Annotated in this window: 22 protein-coding genes and 1 pseudogene; 12 read left to right on the forward strand and 11 right to left on the reverse strand. The window is 32.4% G+C overall.

The genetic code is table 11. The annotated features are described in order from the left end of the window. The first annotated feature begins 6 nt into the window (after positions 1–6). The 4 genes from yut (at position 7) to pbp4 (ending at position 4,502) form a co-directional block, all read left to right on the forward strand. On the forward strand, positions 7–909 hold the full coding sequence (gene yut / locus CD034_RS08490; protein WP_002449220.1) for an urea transporter: 903 nt from the start codon (positions 7–9) through the stop codon (positions 907–909). 118 nt (positions 910–1,027) lie between these two features. Then, positions 1,028–1,906, forward strand: coding sequence for a ribokinase (locus CD034_RS08495; RefSeq protein WP_002454710.1), 879 nt, complete (start codon positions 1,028–1,030; stop codon positions 1,904–1,906). A gap of 139 nt (positions 1,907–2,045) precedes the next feature. Then, entirely contained in the window at positions 2,046–3,185 is a 1,140-nt protein-coding gene (locus tag CD034_RS08500; protein ID WP_002449401.1) for a polysaccharide deacetylase family protein, read from the forward strand. 165 nt (positions 3,186–3,350) lie between these two features. Then, positions 3,351–4,502 carry a penicillin-binding protein PBP4 gene (pbp4, locus tag CD034_RS08505; protein WP_103288299.1) on the forward strand — a complete coding sequence of 384 codons (1,152 nt, stop codon included), beginning with the start codon at positions 3,351–3,353 and terminating at the stop codon, positions 4,500–4,502. 94 nt (positions 4,503–4,596) lie between these two features. Here the strand turns inward: pbp4 and CD034_RS08510 are convergent, their stop codons facing one another. Next, positions 4,597–5,181 (reverse strand): TetR/AcrR family transcriptional regulator, encoded by a 585-nt coding sequence (locus CD034_RS08510; protein WP_002449257.1) that lies wholly within the window; start codon positions 5,179–5,181, stop codon positions 4,597–4,599. Between the two features lie 192 nt (positions 5,182–5,373). Here CD034_RS08510 and CD034_RS08515 point away from each other — a divergent pair, with 192 nt between their 5' ends. Continuing rightward, complete coding sequence (locus CD034_RS08515; protein ID WP_002449505.1) at positions 5,374–7,149, forward strand: oleate hydratase; 1,776 nt, start codon at positions 5,374–5,376, stop codon at positions 7,147–7,149. Between the two features lie 60 nt (positions 7,150–7,209). On the opposite strand, the pseudogene CD034_RS08520 reads toward CD034_RS08515, so the two are convergent. The 7 genes and pseudogenes from CD034_RS08520 to CD034_RS08550 form a co-directional block, all read right to left on the reverse strand. Beyond that, positions 7,210–7,479, reverse strand: a pseudogene (locus tag CD034_RS08520) (ATP-binding cassette domain-containing protein); the annotation flags it as partial. A 90-nt stretch (positions 7,480–7,569) separates the two neighbouring features. Next, the gene (locus tag CD034_RS08525) at positions 7,570–8,355 is read right to left on the reverse strand and encodes an arylamine N-acetyltransferase (RefSeq protein WP_054105647.1); all 786 of its coding nucleotides are present in this window, start codon (positions 8,353–8,355) and stop codon (positions 7,570–7,572) included. Positions 8,356–8,435: 80 nt separating this feature from the next. Continuing rightward, positions 8,436–9,071: an ABC-2 transporter permease gene (locus CD034_RS08530; RefSeq protein ID WP_002449477.1), complete on the reverse strand. Its 636-nt coding sequence runs from the start codon at positions 9,069–9,071 to the stop codon at positions 8,436–8,438. Next, complete coding sequence (locus CD034_RS08535; RefSeq protein ID WP_002449350.1) at positions 9,071–9,916, reverse strand: ABC transporter ATP-binding protein; 846 nt, start codon at positions 9,914–9,916, stop codon at positions 9,071–9,073. The genes CD034_RS08530 and CD034_RS08535 overlap by 1 nt, the downstream gene beginning before the upstream one ends. A 30-nt stretch (positions 9,917–9,946) precedes the next feature. Then, positions 9,947–10,669 carry a DUF3169 family protein gene (locus tag CD034_RS08540; protein WP_002454713.1) on the reverse strand — a complete coding sequence of 241 codons (723 nt, stop codon included), beginning with the start codon at positions 10,667–10,669 and terminating at the stop codon, positions 9,947–9,949. Then, entirely contained in the window at positions 10,666–10,869 is a 204-nt protein-coding gene (locus CD034_RS08545; RefSeq protein ID WP_002449521.1) for a helix-turn-helix transcriptional regulator, read from the reverse strand. Before CD034_RS08545 ends, CD034_RS08540 begins: the two co-directional genes overlap by 4 nt. 126 nt (positions 10,870–10,995) lie before the next feature. Next, positions 10,996–11,478, reverse strand: coding sequence for an RrF2 family transcriptional regulator (locus CD034_RS08550; RefSeq protein ID WP_048678939.1), 483 nt, complete (start codon positions 11,476–11,478; stop codon positions 10,996–10,998). Between the two features lie 135 nt (positions 11,479–11,613). Here CD034_RS08550 and CD034_RS08555 point away from each other — a divergent pair, with 135 nt between their 5' ends. Together CD034_RS08555 and CD034_RS08560 are read left to right on the forward strand one after the other, a co-directional pair. Continuing rightward, positions 11,614–12,534 (forward strand): DMT family transporter, encoded by a 921-nt coding sequence (locus CD034_RS08555; protein WP_002454715.1) that lies wholly within the window; start codon positions 11,614–11,616, stop codon positions 12,532–12,534. A 235-nt stretch (positions 12,535–12,769) separates the two neighbouring features. Continuing rightward, entirely contained in the window at positions 12,770–13,939 is a 1,170-nt protein-coding gene (locus CD034_RS08560) for an MFS transporter (protein ID WP_002454716.1), read from the forward strand. A gap of 65 nt (positions 13,940–14,004) precedes the next feature. Here CD034_RS08560 and CD034_RS08565 read toward each other — a convergent pair whose 3' ends face one another. Further along, complete coding sequence (locus CD034_RS08565) at positions 14,005–15,546, reverse strand: bifunctional metallophosphatase/5'-nucleotidase (protein WP_077699882.1); 1,542 nt, start codon at positions 15,544–15,546, stop codon at positions 14,005–14,007. 99 nt (positions 15,547–15,645) lie between these two features. After that, positions 15,646–17,283: a motility-associated ABC transporter substrate-binding family protein gene (locus CD034_RS08570; protein WP_002454718.1), complete on the reverse strand. Its 1,638-nt coding sequence runs from the start codon at positions 17,281–17,283 to the stop codon at positions 15,646–15,648. A 250-nt stretch (positions 17,284–17,533) separates the two neighbouring features. Between CD034_RS08570 and CD034_RS08575 the strand changes: the two genes are divergently transcribed. The 4 genes from CD034_RS08575 (at position 17,534) to phnE (CD034_RS08590) (ending at position 21,034) form a co-directional block, all read left to right on the forward strand. After that, positions 17,534–18,496, forward strand: coding sequence for a phosphate/phosphite/phosphonate ABC transporter substrate-binding protein (locus tag CD034_RS08575; RefSeq protein WP_002454719.1), 963 nt, complete (start codon positions 17,534–17,536; stop codon positions 18,494–18,496). 138 nt (positions 18,497–18,634) lie between these two features. Next, positions 18,635–19,408 carry a phosphonate ABC transporter ATP-binding protein gene (gene phnC, locus CD034_RS08580; RefSeq protein ID WP_002454720.1) on the forward strand — a complete coding sequence of 258 codons (774 nt, stop codon included), beginning with the start codon at positions 18,635–18,637 and terminating at the stop codon, positions 19,406–19,408. Position 19,409: 1 nt separating this feature from the next. Further along, the gene (phnE, locus tag CD034_RS08585) at positions 19,410–20,210 is read left to right on the forward strand and encodes a phosphonate ABC transporter, permease protein PhnE (RefSeq protein ID WP_002454721.1); all 801 of its coding nucleotides are present in this window, start codon (positions 19,410–19,412) and stop codon (positions 20,208–20,210) included. Continuing rightward, entirely contained in the window at positions 20,207–21,034 is an 828-nt protein-coding gene (phnE, locus tag CD034_RS08590) for a phosphonate ABC transporter, permease protein PhnE (protein WP_002454722.1), read from the forward strand. The genes phnE (CD034_RS08585) and phnE (CD034_RS08590) overlap by 4 nt, the downstream gene beginning before the upstream one ends. A 310-nt stretch (positions 21,035–21,344) precedes the next feature. Here phnE (CD034_RS08590) and CD034_RS11485 read toward each other — a convergent pair whose 3' ends face one another. Further along, entirely contained in the window at positions 21,345–21,470 is a 126-nt protein-coding gene (locus CD034_RS11485) for a hypothetical protein (protein ID WP_256277557.1), read from the reverse strand. Between the two features lie 626 nt (positions 21,471–22,096). Here CD034_RS11485 and CD034_RS08595 point away from each other — a divergent pair. Beyond that, positions 22,097–22,579, forward strand: coding sequence for a GNAT family N-acetyltransferase (locus CD034_RS08595; RefSeq protein ID WP_002454723.1), 483 nt, complete (start codon positions 22,097–22,099; stop codon positions 22,577–22,579). Positions 22,580–22,821: the final 242 nt, after the last annotated feature.

Raw genomic sequence — 22,821 nt, forward strand, 5'->3', positions numbered from 1 at the left:
GAGTTTATGAAATATGTAGAGATTTTCTTAAAAAATATTGCTCAAGTCATATTTATGAATAATAAATGGTCAGGGCTGTGTATTCTGATAGGATTATTTATTGCAAATTGGAAGATTGGATTAGGAGCAACAGTGGGAAGTCTCATTGCACTTATTCTAGCGCCGCACTTTAATTATAGTGAGGATGAAGTCCATGATGGATTAGCTGGATACAATTCAGTATTAACAGCAATCGGGTTAGCGTTATTCTTAGAAGCATCTTTAGTGAATTGGATTGTACTTATTGTAGCGACCACTCTTACTTTACCAGTTGGAGCTGCAATCCGAGAAATTTTAAAACCATATGGTCTACCCATGTTAACTTTTCCATTTGTCTTTATGACTTGGTTAATTTTAGCAATGGGCATGCAATTTTCAAAAATGCATATCACAATAGATATTTTGCCTACTAAAATTAAACATCCAGACATCAGTCATTCACATGTGAATTTTATTAGCGGTATCATTACAAACTTTAGTGAAATTTTCTTAGTGACATCAATCATTGGTAGTCTGTTAATTATTATTGGTATTTTTATTGGTTCAGTAAAAGGCGGGATCTATGCAGTAGTATCAAGTATTTTAGCAGTGATATGTATCACATTACTAGGTGGAGACTATCCCACTATTACTGATGGATTGTACGGCTATAACTCAATATTAACGGGTATTGCGTTGGGTGCGACGTTTAAAACAAAATTCAATCCGATTCTTGCAGTGATTACTGGTTTATTATTAACAGTAGTGATGCATGGTGCATTAGCTACAACATTAGCCCCAATTGGTCTTCCTATTTTCACCGCTCCATTTATTTTTGCAACGTGGCTTGTGATGTTTGCAGGTAAAGAGCAGCATGAAGTTAAAAGTTAGAACATATTAATGAGAGTGAGACCGCATTTCTTTTTAAATGTGTTGTCTCACTCTTTTTTTTATTATTTATGCTAATTTAGATATGATATGGATGAGAAAGAAAAAGGAGAGGGTTAATATGAAACGTATATATGTTGTGGGAAGTATGTCGATGGATTTGGTTGTGTCGACTGACCAAGTGCCCAGTAAAGGTGAAACAGTATTAGGAAATACATTTTTCACTACACCAGGTGGTAAAGGCGCGAATCAAGCAGTGGCAGCAGCAAGATTAGGTGACCATGTTCACATGGTAGGGTGTATTGGCGATGATATGTTAGGTAAACAAATTCTTGAAAATCTAAAGCATAATCATGTAAATGTTGAATATGTAAAAAAAGTAAAAGGACCTTCAGGTACCGCACACATTACACTAGCTGATAATGATAATAGTATTATTGTTGTACCTTCAGCAAATCATAAAGTCACAGTCTCTTTGGTAGACTCAGCTTTATCAAAAGCAAATAAAGGAGATATTGTGTTACTTCAACAAGAGATTCCAGCTGATGTTGTTGCTCACACTGTTCATTATTGCTATGAACATGAACTTACTTCTATTTTAAATCCAGCTCCATATAGAGACATTTCAGATGATATATTGGAACAAGTAACATATTTAACACCAAATGAAACTGAAAGTGAAAATATGTTTGAAGGAGACATTGATCAAGCGTTAGAACGTTATCCTGATAAATTGATTGTGACACAAGGTGCATTAGGTGCTGTATTTTACGATGGTTTAGAACAAATTGAAATTCAAGGAATTGAACGAGAAGTAAAAGATACCACAGGCGCTGGGGATACATTTAATGGTGCGCTTGCAGTCGGATTACAAAAAGACGATTCACTTGCTAAAGCTATTGCATTTGCTAATGTCGCCGCTAGTCATTCAGTTACAGCACTTGGCGCACAAGGTGGTATGCCCACAATAAATGATATAGCTCAAGATTTAGATATGTAGGTTTTGTATATAAACGTGTTAAGTCTATTTTAAAATAAGCGTATTCAAAAGTTGAAACACATCTATTATAAATAATATAAAATTATTATATAATGTTGGAAGGTATTATAATATTTCTATAACTTAAAGGAGTAACTATATGACTAAGACATATTTACTTAGCACGCTTATTGTTTTAATATCTATAGTTTTATGTGCATGTCAATTTTCAACATTGTCATCATCAAAGAAAGACACTAAAAAGGATAAAGAAAATATCGCAAATATATATGCGAAAAAAAGTACTCAGAATAAAAAAGATTGGCAAGTGTATCAAGGTGATATTGCACATGTATTTTATCATCCAGTGATTACTGAACCTAAAGTAGCTTTTACACAAGAGAAGAATCAAGCTAAGGGTAATTTTGATTGGATGATTACAGCTGATGAGTTTAAGCGTTCATTAAACGAACTTTATAAACACCATTACATATTAATAGATCCACATGAGGCTTATGATTTAAAAGGAAAGACAATTACTAGAAAAGAATTAAAATTACCTAAAGGTAAGAAACCATTAATTTTATCCATTGATGATATGAATTATTATGAGTACATGAGAGGTCATGGATATGCAGATCGTTTAGTGTTAGATCAGAAGCAACATGTCGTTTCTGAAACTAAAGATAAAAATGGTAAGGTAACAACAAGTGAAACAAATGATATTGTACCTATATTGAATCAATTCGTGAAAGACCATCCTGACTTTTCACTCAATGGTCAAAAAGGCGTCGTTGCGCTAACAGGATATAATGGCGTGTTAGGTTATCGAACAAATGAGTTAAATAATAAAGATTATCTAAAACGTAAAAAAGACGCTGAAAAAGTTGTCAAAGCAATGAAACGAGATGGTTGGACATTTGCAAGTCATTCATGGGGACATATCGATTTTGCAAATAGTTCATATGATCAAATTGTTCGTGATACGAAACGTTGGAAAAACGAAGTAGAGCCAATTATTGGCAAAACAGATGTATTTATTTATCCACACGGTGCTCAAGATAGAGGGTCTAAAGCATATCAATATCTTGTTCGTGATGAAGGATTTAAATTTTTAGCAGGTGTAGGACCCAATAATTTTACAGATATCGGCAATGATAGTGTCTATCAAGATCGTGTTGCGATTGATGGATTAAATTTATATGATTTTAAATATAAATTAAAACCATTTTTAGATCCGAGTAAAGTTTATAGTGAGACAGATCGTCAATATTTTAAAGGAGATAAATCCTATCAATAGTATACTGTAACCAAAAGAGTTGGATAAAATTCGTAAGACCATTTGTCCAACTCTTCTTTATTTTATAATTAAAGAATATATATTAGATACTTAGTTGTAATTCGCTTATAAAGTTGTTATAAAATATATTATACAATATTATAAAAATAAAAAGTAGGTAATATAATGTTTTTGAAAGTAACACAAAGTATTGGAATACTTAGTTTATTTACATTATTTGGAACGTCAATCTCTGATGCAGCAGAAACACCTGTTGATATTACAAATAAAGAAGGTAATATTGCAGTAAGTTCAAATTATGAACCTGATGGTGTAACGCTTACGACACAACAAGGACAAATATTATATAATTTCCAAGGAAATAAAGAAGCGGATCCTGCTTCTTTGTCTAAAATGATGACCCTCTATTTAACATTAGAAGCAGTTCATCAAGGAAAACTTAAGTTAGACGATAAAGTTAAAATCACGAGCGCGTATGATCAATTATCTAAAAAGCCAAATTTAACATCTGTCCCTTTAAATCAAGGTCAAATATATACTATTAAAGATTTATTAACACAGGCAGCCTTACCTTCAAGCAATTCAGCCGCAATGATTTTAGGAGAACAAGTGAGCGGCAATACGTCAACGTTCACAGACAAAATGAATGCACAAGCTAAGGCTTTTCATATGAAACATACACATTTTGTGAATCCAGCAGGTGCTGCTAATGATTTACTTGGACAACAAGCACCAAAGAAATATAGAAAAGATATTTATCCTAAAAGTACGTCAGAAGATATTGCGATATTATCTCATCACTTAATCGCCAAACATCCGAAAATTTTAAACATAACGCAACTTAGTCAAGATACTCAAAAAGGTTATACTTTTAACAATACTAATTTATCAATTAAACATGAGCCACTTTACTTAAAAGGTACAGATGGATTGAAAACGGGTACGAGTGATAAAGGATATAATATTGCTTTAACTAACCAACAAAATCACCTTCGACTCAATGAAGTGGTTATGAATGTGGCACCGTATATGGATAATAATGCTAAATACAATCGTAATCGAATAGGGAATGCGATTTTTAAACATTATCGCAAAGAATATGAATACAAAAAAGTATTATCTAAAGGAGAACATAAGATTGGCGGTAAGACATATAAAGTAGATAAAAATTTATATGATACCGTTCCTAAAGATAATAAAAAATGGGATATACGAATCAATAAAGACGGAAAAGCCTATGTGCATTATAAACGTGATTTCTTACCAGAAACGACGTATCCACGAGTAAATGCTAAAAAAGTATGGAAATGGTTCTAAATAAAAGCGGGATATCCTTTACCGTACTATTAATTGTGAGATGAAGGTCAAACAATTTAATAAGTCAGTACGATATTTGTTTCCCGCTCTCGTTTTATTTTAATAACTTTAAATGAACTTCTCTCGCTCCACAAATCATGGTAACGATATCTGAAGACACGTCATCAATGGATTGTTGACCATACTGAATCCAGTTTAGAATAACGCTTAAAATGCCTCCAGCTAGAAATTCTCCATAAATGAACTCATCTATGTAAAATTGTCCAATTTGTTTATCAAATTCAATTTGTCGTTTAACCACTGCATAAATTTGATTATATAAAATTTGATAAACTTCACTATAAATATTGATAGAAATGACACTTTTTACCATTGCTTTGTTATCACTAATGAAAAGTAAAATATCTTTCATAAATTTATTGAAAAATTGTCTCGGATCTTTTGGATCAATTTCAGGCAAATGTAACGTTCGAAAATATTCAATTAATGTACCAACAATATGATTAAGTAAATCATACTTATCATTGAAATGACGGTAAAATGTAGAACGACGTACATTTGCTTTTTCGCATAAATCTTGAATCGTGATATTGTCAAAAGATTTCGTTTCAAGCAAATCTGAGAATGTAGTAATGAGTGCTTTTTTTGTTCGTTGTACACGTAAATCTTGATTATTCATGTTGTTCACCTCTCATTTAGGACATTTTATCAAAAATGTCACTTAAGTTACATTTTCACTTAACTGACTCACAATAATATTTTATAAAATGATTATAATATAAGCGAAGGGTAGATTAATTTCTAAAGCATTTACTTATAGTTTACTACTTTTCATAGATAACTAAAAAATATAAATTGGGAAGTGAATCATATGTACTATAGTAATGGAAATTATGAAGCATTTGCACGTCCGAAGAAACCTGAACATGTAGAACAAAAGTCTGCTTATTTAATCGGCTCTGGATTGGCTTCTTTAGCTGCTGCATGTTTTTTAATTAGAGATGGGCAAATGGATGGGTCAAACATTCACATTTTAGAAGAATTATCTAAATCTGGTGGAAGTTTGGATGGAACTGAACTTCCAATGAAAGGCTATGTCATGCGTGGTGGCAGAGAAATGGAGAACCATTTCGAGTGTTTATGGGATTTATTTCGCTCCATCCCATCACTTGAAATTGAAGATGCTTCAGTTTTAGATGAGTTTTATTGGTTAAATAAAGAAGATCCAAACTACTCACGATGTCGTGTTATTGAAGAAAGGGGTCAACGCTTGCCTACAGACGGAGACTTTACTTTAACGAAACAAGCAATGAAAGACATACTTCAATTATGTTTGATGAAAGAAGAAGATTTAAATGATGTAACAATTTCAGATGTCTTGTCAGAGGATTTCATGAATTCGAACTTTTGGATTTATTGGAAAACGATGTTCGCATTTGAACCTTGGCATTCTGCGATGGAAATGCGTCGTTATTTAATGAGATTTGTGCATCACATTGGAGGATTAGCTGATTTTAGTGCTTTAAAATTTACTAAATACAATCAATACGAATCACTCGTACGCCCTATGGTTGCATACTTAACGTCCCATGGTGTGCAATTTGAATATAATGTTCAAGTGCTTGACGTTAAAGTAGATGTTACTACCAAAGACAAAGTTGCTAAAACAATTGAACTAAAACGAAATGGTAATAAAGAAACGATTCAGCTCACACCCGATGATCTCGTATTTATTACTAATGGTAGTATCACAGAAAGTTCAACATATGGTGATAATGACACACCCGCACCTCCTACAAAAGATATTGGCGGAAGTTGGAACTTATGGCGTAACTTAGCCAAACAAAGCCCTGAGTTTGGTAATCCTGAAAAGTTTTATAAAGATTTACCAGATAAAAGTTGGTTCGTCTCAGCAACGGTAACGACAAATAACAAGACGGTCATTGAAGCTATCGAACGTTTATGTAAACGGGATCCATTAGCTGGAAAAACAGTTACAGGTGGGATTATCACAGTGAACGATTCTAAATGGCAAATGAGTTTTACTGTGAATCGTCAACAACAATTCAAACAACAACCTAAAGATGAAGTGAGTGTATGGGTATACGCTTTATATTCAGATGAGAAGGGCGATTATATCCATAAACCGATTGTTGAATGTAGTGGTCATGAAATATGTCAAGAATGGTTATATCATATGGGATTACCTATTGATCAAATAGAATGCCTCGCAACACAACATTGTAATACGATTCCTGTATATATGCCTTATATTTGTTCATATTTCATGCCAAGAGCGATTGGCGATCGACCACTTGTTGTCCCTCAGCACTCTCGTAACTTAGCCTTCATTGGTAACTTCGCAGAGACAGAAAGAGATACAGTGTTTACTACAGAATATTCTGTAAGAACAGCGATGGAAGCAGTTTATCAATTACTGGACATAGATAGAGGTGTTCCAGAAGTCATGGCGACAGAATTTGATATTCGTGTCTTATTAGATGCGATGTATGAACTTAATGATCGTAAAGACTTGAAAACATTAGCCGAGCAAAATAAAATACAACAAGTTGCATTACACACGTTCTTGAAAAAAATAAAAGGTACGTTTGTAGAAGAACTCTTGAAGCAACATAAATTATTATAATAGTGTGTAGGTAAATGTTAACCCCCGCGTGTTTGAGGGCATGCGGGGGTTAAATCATTATTATTCAATATATCGTCTTAAATGTTTTGCTGTAACAGAGTTGTTAATATCTAGGAGTCCTTTAGGTTCTCCAGCATACAATAATTGTCCTCCATGTTTACCAGCAAATGGTCCAATGTCAATAAATCCATCTGCTTCTGTCATCATTGTTAAATTATGTTCGATTAAAATGACAGTATTCCCTTCATCAATCAAATGATTAAAGTAGTCAACGAGAATAGGTAAATCGTCTTCGTAAAGTTCTGTTGTAGGTTCATCAAAGATAAATATTTTTTAAGTTATTTTGTTTTGCTCAATAATTTCAATATCAGACATAGTTTTCACCTCATTGTTGTTATTACGCGACAGTAGTAAATGTATTCACTTTTCTAAAGGAAGAATAGTAACGTCAAGATTAAAATAGGTTTTTAAAAAATCTTTATAATTTTCACGTGTGACAGCGAATTGCTCTTTTTTATATCTTTTAGTAAGGGTAAGGTGATGATAAGACATCGTAGCTCGACCAAAATTTTGTGGTTTTGTAATCATGAGTTGCTTTACAAATATAGATTCAGGATGTGAGGTATTGTAGTTAATCAATTTATCAAAATCATGAATATCACGAGAAATAAACTCTGCTTTATAACGTGTTACCCACGTTGTTTCTTCCAGTTTTTGAAGAAGATACATCGTAGGGGTTTCAAAAATGGCACGAAATTGACCTGTCTTTTCAAACACAATTTGTGTCGCTTCAATTGAAGTTATTGGGAGTGCTTGTAATGGTAAATCGCCAAATCCCACATCAGCAATATAGTAACCATTGTTAATAAGAACAACTAGTGATAAATGAGAGCCTTTAGGGCTGTAGTTGCCATTAGGCTGATGAACGGTTGCTGACATTCGAAACACTTTAAAACCTTTAGCTTCTAAGTAGCTACCGAAGAAGTGATTCATTTCATAGCAAAACCCACCACGATGTTGATATATAAATTTATTAAATAAATAATCTAAATCAACTGAAATCTTTTCTTTATTTTGAACACTAATATTTTCAAAAGGAACGGTTAGCATAAAGCGTTCCATATAATAGTTAAGTGCATCTAAAGTAGGTTGAGGATAACGTTGAGACTCAATATTTAAATAATCTTCAATTGCTTTAATATCCATAGTTTCTCCTCCTTAATCAATATGTATCCAAAATATAAAATAGAGCAAACGTGTGTTCTTCAATGAACACACGTTGGTGATTATAGTTCTTGTTTCTTAAAAATAGATAGTGATGAAAAATAAGAAATGACAAAAATAATAACACCAAGCAATGCATAACTACCAGTTGCTACTAAAACGAGTGGGTTTGAAGCGATTTTACTTATTGAACCTGCTTTTATGAGTATTGGCATAACAGCAAAGAACCACATGGATAAAAATAATGCAACAGCAACAACTGCTGTAGTAAGCATAATGACATTTGAATTCTCAGGACCAAATTTAAATGTGAGTGGAAACATTAATGCATACGTACAAGCCATCCCAATACCTATGAATGCTGAAAATAATGTAACCATAATATCTTGAGTCACGATAAGACAAATGATGGCGCCAATTATCAAACCAAGTAAAATGAGTAAACCATAAAAGGCAAAGTATGCTTTTACATAAGTATGTCTATGTGTAGGAAGGGTAGACACATAGTACATCCATTTAGAATCTTTTTCACGTTTTAAGTTATCTGATACGGGAGATAATAACATGACCATTAGCATGAAACAACACATCATTGGACTAAAAAATGCAAACACAATACTTAATACGATACCAATAATTAAATAGGTTATGAGCGATTTTTTAGAAGCATAAAAACTACTAAGTATAAGTCCTTTCATTATTTATCACCTCGCATAATTAATTTTGTAGCATCATCAATGCTTTGAAGCGGGCGTGCTTGTTCAAAGTGTTGACGTTGCTTGACTAACGTTTGACGTTGACCATGACGTATTCGTGAAGCAATGATTACCTCTTGAGGTAAGTCTAAAGGGGAAGTTTCATCTGTTTCGATAATGCCATAATCAGTTAGTAATATATGTTTGTCTTCTTGTAAAAGAATATGACCATCGCGCATAAAAATAAGTTTTGTAGCAAGTTGTTCCATATCCTCTGAAATATGAGATGAAAGTAAAATACCATGCCCTTTTGATACATAATCTTCGAGAATTTCTAACACTTCTTCTCGTCCTGAAACATCCATACCAGCTGTTGCTTCATCTAAGATTAATAATTTTGTCTCATGAGAAAGTGCGATGGCTAATGCTGCTTTCATGCGCATCCCTCTAGAAAAAGTAGAAATTTGATTATTTTTAGGTAATTCAAATGATTGAATAAGATTGAAAAATTGATCACTATTCCAATGTTTAAAAATATTTAAAAATACTTTATCAATCTCTGTTATTGTCAATTTATTCGGTACACGTAAATCATCAAAAACTACACCCACGTGCTCTTTATAATCTTTATCTTTTTCGGAAATAATTTGATTGAAAAAAGAAATCTCTCCTGAATCTTTAAATCGATTACCCACTAATGTGTTAATAAGTGTGGATTTACCTGATCCATTTTTACCAATTAAGCCAATGACCTCACCTGGATTTAAAGTAAATGAAATATCATTTAATTCGAAATTTGAATTCTTATACGATTTATTAAGTTGTTGTACTTGAAGTAAATGTGTCATCTAATGATCCTTTCTTTATAGAAATGAAAACTATGAATGATAAAATTTATATGTTTTTAATAAATGACTAAATCCATTATAAATAAACAAAATGATTAAAATAAAGATCCCTAATGTTTGGGAATGGCCAGTTTCTAATGAATAAAAGCCTAAAAATATTGCACCAATCATAATTAAAGATAGGTTAATATAGAATGTTTTGAACAAGGAGTTAAAGTAAATATGTCGTTCTCCTTCATCTAAAATATTAATTAATTTCTCAGCATAATTTTTTTCTCCTAATTTGGGATAGCGAGAATCAAATTTACGATAAAATAATCCTGTAATTACCGAGGAAATAATCGTTGTCATAAAAGGAAGTAATGCCCAACTACTAGCACTAGAATTTCCATTTCCTAAGACAATGATAAAAAGAGCAATAAAGCTAATTGTTAATTCTAGATAATAAATAAATGAATTTTGCATATATGCTAAATTAGCTTTCTTATCATATGAATCCGCCTCATCTTCATCAATATGTGTTTCGGATAAACGTTTGTAATGAACGGCCTTTTTTTGAATCATAATTAAATACATACTTAAGACTAGGATAAGTGCCACACAGATTAATGAGATTAAAATGACATTTGAATGTGTAGCATAATGATAATTTCCAAAGAAGTGAAAGCTATGGTTGTAGTCAATGAATAAAGCTATACATCCTCCAATCAGTCCGCCAATTAACAAAGTGATTATAAAACGACCTATTTTCATAAATCTTCCTCCTCAATTATAAAGATAGATTCAACAGGTTCATTAAAAATACGAGCTATTTTTATAGCAGTTAAAATAGAAGGTGTAAAGTCATTTCTTTCAATGAGAGATACAGTTTGACGTGAGATGCCTGCTTTTTTAGCAAGTTGCGTTTGATTATAACCTTCTCTTGCTCGTAATTCTTTCAATCGATTTCGCAATCATCATCATCTCCTCACAATCAGTGTATATTATCATAGTCATTTTGACAAATATATTTGTCAAAAAGTATCTAAAGTAAATTATGGGTAAGACTAACGATTGTCTGATGTTAGACATCCGGATGTCTAAAGCGTCTTACTATTTAATCTTATCCACTGTATAATGTCTTCAAGATTATAAAGCTTGATAATATCTTGGTATATATCGTCTAAATTTATATTAGAAAGTGTAGAAATCAATGTATGTTCAATATGATTTAAAGCTATACTGATGTTACATTGTTGTGCTTTGTGTCCTTCTTTTTCTCCTAAAAAGTTGGTAAGTAAATGTTGACTTGAGAAGATATTGCCACGACCTTCAATAGCTAAAAAGACATCGTAAAAAGTAATATCTTTGAGTTTTTTTCTAAGTGTAAATCCTCCATTTTTACCAGTTGTTGAATATACCAAATTTTCTTTTACTAATGCTTTTACTATTTTTTTTAAGTAAGAATCAGAAACTTTAAGTCGCTTGCTTAAAGCGGTAGATGTCATTACTGACTGACGAGGGAGTTGGTTTAAAATTAATAAGACATATATTGCTTGTTCCCAACCGGTAGATAATTTCATATATAAGCCTCCTATCAAACTTATTATATAATATTTTTATATTATATTTAAAAAATAAAGCAGTTCCTATATAATTGTATTTAAAGACAAAATATATCTCAATTATCTTTAATTAAAAATAGGGAGACGACAGCAGTGAAAAAACATTTAAATACTTCAATAACATTTTATATGTCCATTCTTTTTACGACTATTTTTATGGGATCATCTTTTCCAACTGGCAAATATTTAATTTCAAATGAACATGTTCCACCTATGCTTCTTGGTGGATGGCGATTTGTTATCGCAGGATGTATGATGTTAATCCTTACATTTATGAGAAATGGGGAAAGGGGCATTCTACCCACAAGTAAAGGGAATAGTTATAAAGGATTTATATTAGTGTTCGTTATTGGATTTTTACAAACAGCAGGGACGATGGGATTATTAAATTTTGCAATGGCATTTGGCGTGTCTTCTTCTATATCATCTATTCTATTATTTACGAACCCGCTATGGCTGGCCTTTTTAGCCCATTTTATTTTAGATGAAAGGTTAACAAAAATTAAAATTACTTCACTTATACTTGGTGTGTTTGGAGTAGGATTATGTCTCGGATTAGATGAAACATTATTTGGATGGGGAACGCTTTTTGCACTGGCTGGTTCATTATGTTGGTCAATCAATACAATAGTGACAAAAAAGGTAGTGTTTGATAAAGGGCCCTGGGTTTTAACAGGATGGCAACTATTATTTGGTGGTATGTTTATGCTGATAATGAGTCTCGTTTTAAAAGAACATTATACACTTAGTTCGCTTAATCATTGGGGATGGATATGGTTCTTTTGGCTTATTATTCCAGCTTCTGTAGGTTCATTTGGATTATGGTTTTATAGCTTAAGCCAACGAGGGGCAACTACGGCGAGTAGTTTCTTATTTTTAGTACCACTATTTTCGACACTATTTTCAATTATAGGATTAAGAGAGCCCTTCACGCTTCATTTAATTTTAGGAGGTTTATGCGTTGTTGTGGCATTAATGTTAATTCAACGTCAACCGAGGAAAAATATTTTATAAAATACAATATTCAATACATTGAATATAAATATATATATTAATAGAAATTAGGTTATATAAAACGTTAGTTAAGCCTTTTGAAGTTGTCTTAATTTTAACATAATGAAAAAATATGAAAACTTGTCATTACTATATTTTTGAGAAATAAAAAATTTAAAAAAATCTCTTCACAGAGAATGTAATTTTGTGTAGTATATCTTTCATATGATTTTTAGAGAGAAAGGAGGAAACAATAATGAAAGATAACAGAATGATGTTCTTCATATTTATGTTAGGTACATTTACAGTTGGAATGGCAGAATATGTTGTTACAGGATTATTAACTCAAATTGCAAGCGATATGAAAGTGCCTATTTCGAGTGCAGGGTTATTAATTAGTGTGTATGCAATTAGTGTTGCATTAATCGGTCCATTAATGCGTGTATTTACTTTAAAAGTGCGCGCACAACGTTTACTCCCAGTATTGATGGCCATTTTTATTATAAGTAATATAATAGGGATGTTAGCACCGAATTTTCCAATATTACTGTTATCTCGATTATTGTCAGCCTCTATGCACGCGCCTTTCTTTGGCGTATGTATGAGTGTGGCGGCAGCTGTTGCGCCTCGTGGTAAAAAACCACAAGCGATTGCTCTCGTTCAAGCCGGATTAACAATTGCAGTGATGATTGGCGTGCCATTCGGTTCATTTTTAGGTGGATTTGCGAATTGGCGCTTTGTCTTTGGCGTCATGATTTTGTTAGCTGTCATTACTATGTTAGGAATGATGAAGTTTGTACCTCATGTTGCATTGAGTACAGAAGCGAGTGTGAAAAAAGAATTAAAAGTATTTAAAAATCCACATATCTTAATTGTAATGGCAATTATTGTCTTTGGTTATTCAGGCGTATTCACAACTTATACGTTTATGGAACCAATGATTCATAAATATGCACCATTTGGAATTGTTGGTTTAACTGTATGTTTATTTATGTTTGGCCTTGGCGGTGTGGTTGGTAACTTGCTTACAGGTAATGTACCAGAACATAAACTTACCCAGTACTTGTTCTATACCTTTGTGTTATTGTTTATAACGATTGTTTTATTTGTAACAGCAGTGCATAGTGCGATTTTAGCAATTATTATTTGTTTCTTATTTGGTTTCGGCACTTTCGGTACAACGCCTCTATTAAATAGTAAAGTGATTTTAAGTGCACATGAGGCACCATTACTTGCAAGTACACTTGCAGCTTCAGTCTTTAATATTGCTAACTTTTTAGGTGCCATTGTGGGATCAATACTATTATCAATGGGATTCCCATATCTTACGATTACATTTGTATCAGGCGGGATTATTATCTTAGGAATTATAATTAATACAATTAATCATTTGTATGAAAAAAAGTATGTTACATTTGATCATTAATCAAAAGCGTTCTAAATTGAGTGAATTCAATTTAGAACGCTTTTTTATAAAATGTAAAATGAATGTTAAATAATTACCTTAAAATTGACAACTTGAGGAATATAAGATACGTCGTGTTGCGTCATATAATCAATTAATACTTGTGCGCCTTCCTCTTGAATATCTTTAACGACTGGCGCTTCTGCAAACATTTTATAATCTCCGCCTCCAACTGCACGATAGTTGTTCACACATATGGTATACGTTTTTGTGTCTTCTAAAGGTGAAGCGCCGACTTTAATATCTGAAACACGTTGTCCTACAGGTGCACCAGCATGAATGGTATAAGAGATTCCTCCATACATATCATAATTAAAATGTTGAGGTTTTGGAGATAAAAATGTGTCACTGACTGTGATTTCATTATTGTCATTTACACTAAAATAACTTGCTGATTTTTCTAAAGCGTCTTTAATTCCTTTGCCATTAAGTTCTAAAACTTGAAATGTATTAGGAAAAGGATAGTTATTAATGATATCTCGCATTGTGACTTGTTGATTAAAGCCTTTAGCTGAATCAAATAGCGCAGTACTTGCTATATCTGCACCACTTTTTTCTAACAAAATATAATTTATCAGATTAATAAGTGAATGAGGGTGTGTTCGAGCTTCGAACTGATGAGTGACTAGCATTGGTTCTGATAATGTTGTAATGTCCGTATCAAGCCAATCTTCAAGTTCATTTAAAAGTGAATGATCGTTGTTAGATAATGTTAATGAAAGATGAGAAGGCACAGATACAAGAGTGCTCTGTTTATCTGTAATTCGATGTTCATGATCTAATGTTAATGTCACCTTACCAAATTCTGTACCTCGTGTACCTGGTTGGATAATGGCGGTGTCATTTTTTATCATTGCAATATCACGATGTTGGTGTCCTGTTATAAGCACGTCAATATCTTTATGGAAACGTTCTAGTATATCAGATCCTTCATTTTCTCCAGTTAATTCTTCAGTAGGTGTATTAGTATCAAGACTTTTTTCAAAACCGCCGTGATAAGACACAACGACAACATCTGATTTTTTACGAACGTCTGGTAAAATACATTTTAATGTCTCAACTGCACTGTTGAACGTTAATCCTTTAATATGGGCAGGTTGTTCCCAATTTGGAATGAATTGTGTTGTTAATCCAATGACGCCAATAGTTATATCGCCACGTTTAAAATAATTTACGCCTTGACCAGTCAAAGGTGCGTTATTGTGATCAAAAATATTTGCACACAAGATAGGGTGATGAAGATGGTTTAAAGTATTTTGTAAATAAGGTAATCCATAATTAAATTCATGATTACCTAATGTACCAAAGTCAAAATTAAGACGATTATAAATATCAGTAAGAGGTTGACTTGATTGTTCTTCAGTTGCTAGGTAATGGCATAAAGGAGAACCTTGTAAAAAATCACCATTATCAATTTTAAAACTATAGTCATCGTGTTGACGTTCTTGTTCGATCAGTTGATTTACTTTTAATAATCCCATAGGAAGATTTTGGTTTCTTTTTGAAAAGTCAGTGGGAAAAATGTAGCCATGTATATCACTTACGATATAAAAAGAGAGTTGTGTCATAGGTCATTTCCTTTCATAAATAAAGAGATAAAAAGGGAAGTAGTTTATTGAACACCACATACCTTTATTATCTCTTACGTGTTGTATTACTATTATAAATTATTGAATTGAACCTGTAGCAAGCGTTTTACTACCTTGTTTTAAACGGATATTCGCACCCGAAATAGGTTCAGATGTTTTAGCTGTAAAAGTTAACGTTGCGTTACCTTGATCATCAGTGGTTACACTTTGTTCTTGACTATAGCCTACCGTATCATAAGTTTGCCCATCTTGAGAAAAACGTGCAAGTTGTCTACCACCATCTTGATAAATACCTAATTTTAAATGATCAATAGTTGTATTTTTAGCCATGTTTGTTAATTCAACTTGAATATTAAATGGTTGATTCACTGATACATTATCTGGTAAATGGAATTGAACATTATTGCTAGAAATCATTGAATTAGAAGTAGTTGTATCTTGGGAAGACTGTGATGTATTCGTATCCTCTTGTGAATGATTGTTTTCAGTCGTATTGTCTTCTGTACTATTCGCTTTGTTATTATCATTATGGCTACCATGATTTCTATGTTTACTATTTAGTTGTGATGATGTACTGCCATAACTACCTAGTTTAAATGTTGAACGGTCATACCATTTATAACCAGTTGGAGGTTGTGACCATGGTTCTTTTTCAGGTTCAGTTGAATGTTGTGGTTGTTCAAAGTTAAGTAATGGTGTTGGTTGATCTAACTTAATACCTGTTTCTTTTAAATTCGGTGTATGATCTTGTTTTCCAAACCAAGTTGTAATATTTTTAAGTAATTTACTATTATCTTGTTCTTTAAACCCATCATACGTTTTCTTAGTTCTTCCATTATCTTCACGTACATATTTAGGTGTACTATCTTCGACTAATGATGAATCTCCAATGAAGGCTGCTTTTCCTTTGCCTACTTTTGAGATAGCAACATAAGGACCCTCTGCGATACCACCGCCATTGTAAATACCTTGATCGACTGCATGAGACCAACGTTGTTTTTGAGACAAATGGTCTGGTAAGAAGATAATACCTTTTGCTTTTGTAGGATCTGTAATGGCAAGAGTTGAACCAGCATGCATTGATACAGAATGTACACCTTCAGTAATACCAAAGCTGTCACTAGATGACACAATATTTTGAGTGTTTAAATCACCTAAAGCGTTGTAACGGAAACGTACACCGAAGTGTTCAGAAAGCCAATCTGAACTTTTAACATTTCGCATAGCTTTAGAATGTTTTTCCTCATTTGTTAAATCTTTGGTGATATCTTGATATGCACCACGACGATAACCATTCATCACTTCTGAAGAATCGAAACGATTTAAGTTTCTGTCTGCATTATAATGATCAGAGATAAAGATGATATTGCCACCTTTTTCAACAAAATTAAGCATAGCTTGTTGTTCTCTCTTTTTAAAAGGAATATTGGCTTCTGGAAGAACGAGAATATTGATGCCGCGTAGTGTATTAGGTGTAATATTAGATTCTCCATCGATTTGTTTCACAGTATATCCTTGTTGACGCATTGAATCAGCATAATCGGAAAAGCCACCATCAATGACCCAATCAGCAGCTCCTGCCGTTTGGCCGTGTGAAGTGTCAAAAGCGACAGTTTGAGTGGTAGTTTGATTTGGTGCAGCGTGACTGATTGGCGTTGCAGATAATGTAATTGCTGAAGCTAAAATAGTACTACTTAATACTTTTATCCATTTCATATTTTTATCTCCCAAATATATTTTTAAATGATTTATAGAAAAAGTATAATAAAAAAATAAGTCGATAATAGATTGTTTAGTTAATATTTAAATAAATTTTACAATTCTTTAACAGTGTAAAACAATTCTATAAAAAATTCACACATAATAAATATTATTTTTGTTAATATTGTGCTACTCTTAATATTGTCAAATGAAATGCGTTGACAAATTACATAAATGTATACATAGCGAACGGGGGCAATAGGTTATGAAGCAATTGAAGTACCTTTTAGTATTAGCGCTATCAGTTATTATTTTTGCAGCAGCATGTGGAAATAATAGCTCGTTAGACAATAATAAGAGTAGTAATTCGGATGGTGGATCAGGTTCAAGTAAAGATGGCTATACACCTAAAGAATTAACTGTACAATTCGTACCATCACAAAATGCAGATACACTTGAAGCAAAAGCAAAACCGCTTGAAAAATTATTATCTAAGAAATTAGGTATTCCAGTAAAAGTTTCTGTATCAACAAATTACAATACAATTGTTGAAGCAATGAAATCTAAAAAAGTAGATGTTGGTTTCTTACCACCAACTGCATACACTTTAGCACATGATCAAAAAGCAGCTGATTTATTATTACAAGCACAACGTTATGGTGTGAATGAAGATGGTTCTAGTAACAAAAAACTTGTAAAAGATTATAAATCAGAAATCTTAGTTAAAAAGAATTCAGGTATTAATAGCTTAAAAGATTTAAAAGGTAAAAAAATCGCATTACAAGATGTAACTTCAACAGCAGGTTACACATTCCCAATTTCAACAATTAAAAAAGATACTGGTATTGACGCTACTAAAGATATGAAAATCGTAAACATGAAAGGTCATGACCAAGCTGTGATTTCATTATTAAATGGCGATGTTGACGCTGCAGCTGTATTCCAAGATGCACGTAACATTGTTAAAAAAGATCAACCAAACGTATTTAAAGATACTAAAATTCTTAAACTAACAAAACCAATTCCTAACGATACGATTTCAGTTCGTCCTGATATGAACAAAGACTTCCAAGATAAACTTAAAAAAGCATTTAAAGACATCTCTAAAACAAAAGAAGGACATAAAATTATTAGTGAAGTATACTCTCACGAAGGCTATACAGATGCTAAAGACTCAGACTTCGATATCGTAAGAAAATACGAAAAAGAAGTTCAAAATATGAAATAATTTTCACATAGACAGAACTAAATAAGTGATAAAGAGAAGAGGCTAGGGCAATTGAGTCATATAAGAAATGCATATAACATTTCTTATGATCTTGTCCCGACCTCTTTCTCTGTATTAAAAAGAAGGGTGTAAACATACATGAGTCAGATAGAGTTTAAAAATGTGAGCAAGATTTATCCTAATGGTCATGTGGGGTTAAAAGATATCAATTTAAACATTGAAAAAGGTGACTTTGCTGTTATCGTAGGTTTATCAGGTGCGGGGAAATCTACATTATTAAGATCTGTCAATCGTCTACATGATATTACTTCGGGAGATATTACAATTGAAGGTAAATCGATTACAAAAGCGAAAGGTAAAGAATTATTAATGATGCGTCGTAATATAGGAATGATTTTCCAACATTTTAATTTAGTCAAACGATCTACTGTGTTGAGAAATGTATTAAGTGGTCGTGTCGGTTATCATCCAACTTGGAAAATGGTATTAGGATTATTTCCAAAAGAAGACAAAATTAAAGCAATGGATGCGTTAGAACGTGTAAATATTTTGGATAAATATGACCAACGTTCAGATGAACTGTCTGGAGGTCAACAGCAACGTATTTCAATTGCACGTGCCTTAGCGCAAGAGCCAGCGATTATTTTAGCAGATGAGCCTGTTGCATCTTTAGACCCACTCACTACTAAACAAGTTATGGATGACTTGAAAAAAATCAATGAAGAATTAGGTATTACCATTTTAATTAACCTACACTTTGTTGATTTAGCATTAGAATATGGAACACGTATTATTGGTTTACGTGCAGGAGAACTGGTTTATGATGGTCCGGCAAGTGAAGCGAATGAAGATGTATTTAATGAAATTTATGGCCGTAAACTTAATGACGATGAGAAGCTAGGGGTGGAGTAATATGGCAACACCTACTACAAGTAAATATGATCAATATTTAAATAAAAAATTCTCTTTCAAAACTAGTTTAACTCTATTTTTAGTGATTGCGCTCGTAGTGTGGAGTTTTTTATATACGGGCTTTAGCTTTAGTGACTTAATGGTAGGTATTCCACAAATCGGTTCTTTCTTTGGACAAATGGTTCCACCAGATTGGAGTTACTTAAGTACCATTACAAAACCTATGTTAGACACAATTCGCATGGCGATTGTAGGAACATTCTTAGGATCCATCGTATCAATTCCAGTTGCATTGCTCTGTGCAAGTAATATTGTAAAAACAAAATGGATTACGGTTCCATCACGTTTTATTTTAAATATTGTACGTACCATTCCTGATTTATTATTAGCTGCTGTCTTTGTTGCAGTTTTTGGTATCGGACAAATTCCAGGGGTATTGGCATTATTTATTTTAACCATTTGTGTTATTGCGAAATTATTCTATGAATCGCTTGAAACAATTGATCCAGGTCCAATGGAAGCGATGACGGCAGTAGGTGCAAATAAAACAAAATGGATTATGTTTGGAGTAGTTCCACAAACAATGTCTACATTTTTATCTTATGTATTATTTGCATTTGAGATTAATATTCGTGCCTCAGCAGTTCTTGGATTAGTAGGTGCTGGTGGTATCGGTTTATTCTACGATTCAACTTTAGGATTATTCCAATATCCAAAAACAGCGATGATTATTCTGTTCACTTTAGTCATTGTTGTCATTATTGACTATGTCAGCTCGAAAGTGAGGGAAAAACTCGCATGACACGAGAACAGCATCAGTTAGAAAAGAAATATCCAGTGAGATCAAAGGAACACAAACAAAGAATGATTAAACATTGGCTGATTACCATTGTTGTTTTAGCTATCATTGTTTGGGGATTTGCAGGTATGCCTGCTTTAGAATTAAAATCTAAATCAATTGAAATTCTTAAATCTATTTTTAATGGATTATTCCATCCCGATTGGGGTTACGTTTATATTCCAGCTGGAGAAGACTTACTTCGTGGTTTACTTGAAACGTTTGCCATTGCTGTTATTGGTACATTTATCGCAGCAGTGATTTGCATACCATTCGCATTTTTAGGTGCCCGTAACTTAGTAAAAGTTCGACCAGTCACAGGGATTACTAAATTCATTCTTAGTGTCATTCGTGTATTCCCTGAAATTGTTATGGCGTTAATTTTTATAAAAGCAGTAGGTCCTGGTTCATTTTCAGGGGTACTTGCGTTAGGGATTCACTCAGTAGGGATGTTAGGTAAATTATTTATAGAGGATATTGAAAGTTTAGACTTCTCATCAGCCGAGGCTTTAAAAGCAAGTGGTGCGAATAAAACTAAAACACTTGTCTTTGCGGTGATTCCTCAAATTTTACCTTCATTCTTATCCCTTATTTTATATCGTTTTGAATTAAACTTACGTTCAGCATCTATTTTAGGTTTAATCGGTGCTGGTGGTATTGGTACACCACTGATCTTCGCACTTCAAACACGTTCATGGGATCGAGTAGGGATTATCTTAATCGGCTTAGTGATTATGGTAGCCATTGTTGACTTTATCTCAGGAGCTATTCGTAAACGTATTGTGTAATAGAAAATATAATTTGAACATTTTTATAAACAAATAGAGCTATTGCCAGAACTTAGAAAACTGGACAATAGCTCTTTTATAATGCATGAAAGAAATGTTGTTACAGTATTAGTAACAGATACTTAGAAAAATACAGTTAGGAATAACGCGTCTAAAGCTAATACTTCTAAGGCTAGTATAAGAGTGAATATGCTAAAATCATTATATTTTGAAGTATTAGTGTCATATTCTTTAGGAAGGGGCGTTACTAAAGAATATGTAACGTTATTTAAGGGTTGTGAATGATGATAACTAAGTGTAGGTTCTGTTTTTAAATAATGCGGTGGTTCATGGATGTGTGATTCGATACATAAATCGTGTTGTCAGAATAACGTGTTGTTTGAATAGCATTTAATTTAGTATCATGGAGTTGAATCGTCGTTGTTCGCTGTTTCATTAAGTTCTGTTTTTCAACATAACTATTAAAATCGTTGTCATTATTTTCTAAGGTGTCTTTACTTCATCCATTTTCCTATGCAAGACCATTGAAACCAATACCTTGACTTTAGTAGATTTCACTGTGGCGCTGAAACATTATAAAAACATGTGTGTTGATTCTAACGGATGACGGGAATGTGATTCATGTTATAGTTAATACTCTGATTTATGTTGTAATCATTTCTAGGTGTAATGAGTCATTTGTTTTGGTCATGATTAATTAGTATCGTTCTTTGAAGCAATAAGCTGATGAGGTATATGATAATGATATTGTTAATCAATATTCTGCTAGGATGTGAAAAAATGAATGAAGTTGCTATAAGTGTTGTACCGAATACCTATTTAAAGTGATGTATAGTCAAAGGCAGTTAGTTCTTAGTAATGATCATTCTACATACATAAAGATAATGATTTTATTTTTCAAAAATAACCATACCTATGTACATTTATAAACTAACATATTTATAAAAAAACAACCTTAATATTCCCTATCATCTATATGACAGTTTTGTCATACACTTAAAAGTTGATAGGATAAATCGCTATTAAATAAAACTATATGATGATATTGAAAGGGTGTAGAACATGATTTTTCGAAATGTAGTGGCAGGTGATTTAGAAAGTTTAATTCAATTAGAAAATGAAGGGTTTACTAAAGAAGAAGCAGCAACAACTCAAGCTTTAAAACAGCGTATTGAAATCATTCCGGATACGTTTATTGTTGCAGAAGAAAACAATCAAATCGTTGGCTATATTAATGGTCCAGCTATTTCGAATAAGTGTATTACAGATGATTTATTTGCATCGATTAGACCTAACCCCAATATGGGTGGTTATTTAAGTGTACTCGGTTTAGTTGTAGCGAAAGATTTTCAACATCAAGGCATTGCAGGACAACTGTTAAATAATTTTGAGAATATAGCAAGGCAACATGCACGTTTCGGAGTCACTCTCACTTGTCGTGATACTTTAGTAAGTTTTTATGAATCGCATGGATATATTAATAAAGGATTATCAGATTCTAATCATGCAAATGTAGCTTGGTATAATTTAGTAAAAGAATTATAAATATTAATACGTTTCTTCGTATTAAAAAAACGTTTTTAAGTATAGTTAATACTTATAATAAATATAATCTCAATTATCTTACTTTCAAAGATGGGAATATGTATACAATTCGAAATAGTTATAAATTTATATATTTTTAATAAATAGTGTGAAATTTTAAGTATATATATTTAAATTATAAAGTTTTTTAAAATACATCTATTTATGTTTATATATATTTATAAATAGTAGTATAATGATTA

The organism is Staphylococcus hominis subsp. hominis (assembly GCF_002901845.1).
GTDB lineage: Bacteria > Bacillota > Bacilli > Staphylococcales > Staphylococcaceae > Staphylococcus > Staphylococcus hominis.